6 protein-coding genes and 1 pseudogene are annotated in these 4075 nt (G+C 54.6%); 3 read left to right on the forward strand and 4 right to left on the reverse strand.

What is annotated here, in order from left to right; translation table 11 throughout:
* Nucleotides 1–636: pseudogene (locus BP822_RS11335) on the forward strand (hypothetical protein); the annotation flags it as partial.
* Nucleotides 637–687: 51 nt separating this feature from the next.
* On the opposite strand, the gene cofH reads toward BP822_RS11335, so the two are convergent.
* From cofH to BP822_RS11350, 3 genes are all read right to left on the reverse strand, one after another.
* Complete coding sequence (gene cofH, locus BP822_RS11340; RefSeq protein WP_013720602.1) at nt 688–1749, reverse strand: 5-amino-6-(D-ribitylamino)uracil--L-tyrosine 4-hydroxyphenyl transferase CofH; 1062 nt, start codon at nt 1747–1749, stop codon at nt 688–690.
* 61 nt (nt 1750–1810) lie between these two features.
* Entirely contained in the window at nt 1811–2347 is a 537-nt protein-coding gene (locus tag BP822_RS11345) for a methyltransferase RsmF C-terminal domain-like protein (RefSeq protein ID WP_052297594.1), read from the reverse strand.
* Nucleotides 2310–3215 (reverse strand): NOL1/NOP2/sun family putative RNA methylase, encoded by a 906-nt coding sequence (locus BP822_RS11350; RefSeq protein ID WP_013720600.1) that lies wholly within the window; start codon nt 3213–3215, stop codon nt 2310–2312. Before BP822_RS11350 ends, BP822_RS11345 begins: the two co-directional genes overlap by 38 nt.
* A 128-nt stretch (nt 3216–3343) precedes the next feature.
* Here BP822_RS11350 and BP822_RS11355 point away from each other — a divergent pair, with 128 nt between their 5' ends.
* Nucleotides 3344–3571: a TRAM domain-containing protein gene (locus BP822_RS11355; protein ID WP_013720599.1), complete on the forward strand. Its 228-nt coding sequence runs from the start codon at nt 3344–3346 to the stop codon at nt 3569–3571.
* A gap of 24 nt (nt 3572–3595) precedes the next feature.
* Nucleotides 3596–3823 carry a TRAM domain-containing protein gene (locus BP822_RS11360; protein WP_013720598.1) on the forward strand — a complete coding sequence of 76 codons (228 nt, stop codon included), beginning with the start codon at nt 3596–3598 and terminating at the stop codon, nt 3821–3823.
* Between the two features lie 18 nt (nt 3824–3841).
* On the opposite strand, the gene BP822_RS11365 is transcribed toward BP822_RS11360, so the two are convergent.
* Nucleotides 3842–4075 (reverse strand): zinc ribbon domain-containing protein (locus BP822_RS11365; RefSeq protein ID WP_286878317.1); only part of this gene is annotated, 234 nt, incomplete at its 5' end.

Raw genomic sequence — 4075 nt, forward strand, 5'->3', positions numbered from 1 at the left:
CTGGCAGAGGACAGCTCGGGATTTGTGAGAGCGGCTGTGGCCCTGAACCGCCAGGCCACAAGCGAGATGCTGGAGTCTCTGGCCGGTGACGAGATGACCGACTACGACTCCACTCTGCAGAAGAATCGCTATCTTGTAAAGGAGGCAGTGGCAAAAAGCCCCAATATCAACCCCCAGACCCTGGAATTCCTCGCCCGCGACTCTGATGAGCATGTCCGGGCTTGCGCGGCATCCAATCCTCTGCTCACGGCTGAGCTGATGAAGAGGATGGTCAAGGATGTGAGCTGGCTGGTGAGAAACAATATCGCCCGAAATCCTTCCACACCAGAAGAGCTACTGGCCTACCTAGCTTTGGACAGGATCATAGACGTGAGAGCGACTGCCGCCCTCAATCCCCGCACTCCCGCAGAGTCGCTGGTCACTCTTGCCAGGGACAGGAGCTGGGAGATCAGAGAGGCAACAGCCCGCAATCCCAAGCTTGATGGAAAGCTCCTGGATGAGCTCGCGAGCCACTGGTCCTGGATGGTGAGGGAAGCGGTGGCAAAAAATCCCAATACACTGGCTGAGACGCTCGAGAGATTGGCCACAGATCCCGACCAGAGCGTGCAGAAGGCGGCCAGGAGTCGGGCAGATTGATGGAGCGTTTTTTCTCCACCACCATTCGAAGCCTGCCAGCTTTATCGGATGTCAAATCAGCTCATACAGAGTGGTCCTCTGCACAGCTTTTCGTCCACAGCTCTCGATCAGCTCTTTGATCTCCTCCGCCGAGATTCCTGGCTCCTCCTTGGAGTTGCGGGCGATTCTCTCGTCCATAAGCGTTCCCCCCAGGTCGTTTGCCCCCCACATGATGGCAGCTTTTGCCGCATCCCGCCCCAGTTTGGTCCAGCTAGCCTGGATGTTGGTGACGGCGGGATAGAGGGCGACCCTGGCCAGGGCATGCATCTTCAGCCGATCGAGGAGATCTGGCCCGGCAACAGTCCTTCCCAGCAGATTATTCTCCGGGATGAAAGGGAGAAGGACCAGCTCAGTGAACCCTCCTGTCTCATTTTGAATTCCTTTCAGTATCTCCAGGTGCTCCAGCCGATCTTCCATGCTCTCCACATGGCCGAAGAGAATGGTGGAGGTGGAGGGGATCTTAAGATGATGAGCGGCCACTATGATCTCCTTCCACTGCCCTGCATTCAGCTTCTCTGGGCAGATCTTCTGGCGAACGGAATCGACCAGGATCTCAGCTGCGGTACCGGGCATTGACCCCAGACCACTCCTCTTCAGCTCCTTCAGGCAGTCTTTCACCGGCACATTGGAGTTGCGAGACATATGCAGCACCTCCATGGGAGAGTAGGCATGAAGATGCAACCGGGGATGGCTGCGGTGGATGATCTCCAGGATGCCGCAGTAGTCCTCCAGGAGCATGCCGGGCGAGAGTCCTCCCTGCAGGCAGATCTCTGTAGCTCCCCGCTCCTCTGCCTCCCTCGCCCGGCTGAGGATCTCCTCAGTTGAAAGGCGGTATCTCTTGCTATGCTTAAAAGAGCAGAATTTGCAGCTTCCTATGCAATAGTTAGTGAAGTTGATGTTCCGGTTTATTATAAAAGTGACCTCGTCCTTGCCGCTCTTCTGACGCAATAGATTGGCCAGGCGGTAAAGCTTAAGAGGCTCGAACCAGAGCCTCATCAGCAGATCATGATCATTGCTGGGGCTTTTTGGAGAGAGGCAGGCTCTTTCCATCTCCGAGAGATCTGAGACGGTCAACGATTCTCACACTTCCCTGGTGTTAATATCAGTACGGAACTGCATGGCGATCTATATGGAATTATCGCATATCGATCGGCATCTCACTGGCCACTTCATCTTTTGCGTTCTGATCCGCGCTCTCTTCTGCGCCATTCTTAGAGCTCGCCATCCTCCGCTCTTTTGGAATCTGAGATACCAGCTTTCCATGCGAGTACAGACCGCATCCAAGCACCTCTCCTCTATAAAATACTACCACATAGCCGGATTCCGAGTCCGATTCAATGGCCAGGGTCTTGCCCTCCATGAAGCTTCTGGAATTCGCTGAATCCAGGTGGATGAGGTTCCTTGTGGCATGCCGGCCGAAGACCTGCAGGGCGCTGGTAGTCGGCTTCCAGGGCCGGTCTTTCAGGTTCATGATGCGCATTCCGATGGCCTCATAACTGAGCCTGGGGAGGATGGCCTCGTTGGCCGCCCAGACGCTATTCGCCTTTCGAAAAAAGATAAAGCCCGCGAAGGCAGATGGGGGGATACCAAACCGTTCCCCCCAAAGGTCCGCCACGAATGACGTATCCAGGGGCTCAAATATATTCCTGGCTCTTGATGAGCTTGGCGACAAAGAATCCTCCTGTATCATTGAGATGGGGGTAATAACGGGCTGTCTTCTCGACCTCATGGTTCAAGTTAATGCCGCCCCATTCAGTTATTCCCGGGCAGGCCAATAAACCCGGAATCGATATCCTCTCCAACCTGGCCGTTTCGAGGACGCTTTCTATCACTAGCTCGTTCTCCTCCGGAGCATAGGTGCAGGTGGAGTAGACCACTATGCCTCCAGGCTTGGTCAGCCTGATGGCGTTCCGGAGTAGGTCGGCCTGGAGCCTGTGCAGGTCCATCGACCTCTTGCTGCTGCTCTTGCACAAGACCCCCGGCCCTCTCCTCTCCCGGCCCTCGCTGGAACAAGGGGCATCCACCAGGACCCGGTCAAATTGAACGGGGCGAGAGGGAAATCTGCGGCCATCATAACGGGTGATAGCGACGTTCATGACCCCCAGCCGTTCGCAGTTCGAGCGCAATGGAGCGATTCTGGCCAGCGATGGCTCGTTGGCGATCACCCTTCCAAGGTTTTTCATCATCTGAGAGATCTGGCAGGTCTTGCTGCCGGGAGAGGCGCACAGGTCAAGGACCAGCTCGCCTGGCTGGGGATCGAGAACCAGGGGCGGGACCATGGATAACTCCTCTTGAATATGGATGAAGCCCGAGAGGTTCTCGACAAGCTTTCCCGGGCTCTCCATATCCAGCTTCAGGCCCAGAGGATACCAGTTGAAGCTCTGATAATCGATCCCATTCTCAGCAAATCTGTCCAGCAGGGCACATCTCTCGATCTTCAGGGTATTGATCCGGCAGGAGCTGGGAAGCGCCTGGCTCTGCACCGCCCGGAAACCATCGAAGTCCGGTATCAAATCCCTGTATCTCTCCAGCCATTCCATATTTCAGAAAGACTAGCATTCTAGCAGAAATAAATTGGCCTAATTGAGCAAAAGAATTTAATAGTCAGATGTCGAGGCCAAGACCAGCGCAAAACTGTTTTCTGGTTTTCGCGAAGGACGGTGAAAGCTTGTTCAGAGGTGAAACGGGATCTTCCAATGGCGGATCCGCTCCAGCTGTACCGGTTGCAGTGGGAGGAGAGTACGATGTCAAGATCGAGGACATTGCCCGTGAGGGCGACGGCATTGCCAGAGTAGATGGATTTGTGATCTTCGTGGCTGATACCAATGTCGGCGACGATGCCCGGGTCCAGATCGATAAGGTGATGAGGCGATTTGCCATCGGACATAAGGTCTGAATTGCTTTTCTAGTAGGATTGGTGATGCAATTGACAGGTTATGATACAGATAGGTCCTCTTTGAGCGCACCAGCCCCAGTAGAGGTTGGGGGAGAGTATGATGTCCATATTGAGGACATTGCTCGCGAAGGCGACGGCATTGCCAGGGTGGAGGGATTTGTGATCTTCGTGGCCGACACCAAAGTAGGCGACGACGCCCGGATCCAGATCGATAAGGTGATGAGGCGATTTGCCATCGGCCATAAGGTCTAACCGAAAATAAATAGTGAACTACCGCGTCCTGAAGGGCGCGGCTTCCCACGTCATCGCCAAAACTTGCATCACTGATATGTGATGTAGCGGTTTTGGCTCTATGGGCGCTAGGGGCTGTTCCATCCCTGTGATGAGTATGTTCCTGGAAGCATTGTAGTCTCGATCACATGAGAATCCGCAATAGGGGCACTCATGCACTCGTACCGACAGATCTTTCTTTACGATGCTTCCACAAGCAGAACACCTTTGAGT

It is taken from the genome of Methanosaeta sp. UBA458 (assembly GCF_002496085.1).
Taxonomy (GTDB): Archaea; Halobacteriota; Methanosarcinia; order Methanotrichales; family Methanotrichaceae; genus Methanothrix; species Methanothrix soehngenii.

Excerpts from the sequence above, each read along its gene's own strand:
- BP822_RS11350 (WP_013720600.1), bottom strand. The coding sequence starts at position 3,215 with ATGGAATGGCTGGAGAGATACAGGGATTTGATACCGGACTTCGATGGT.
- BP822_RS11360 (WP_013720598.1), top strand. The coding sequence starts at position 3,596 with ATGCAATTGACAGGTTATGATACAGATAGGTCCTCTTTGAGCGCACCA.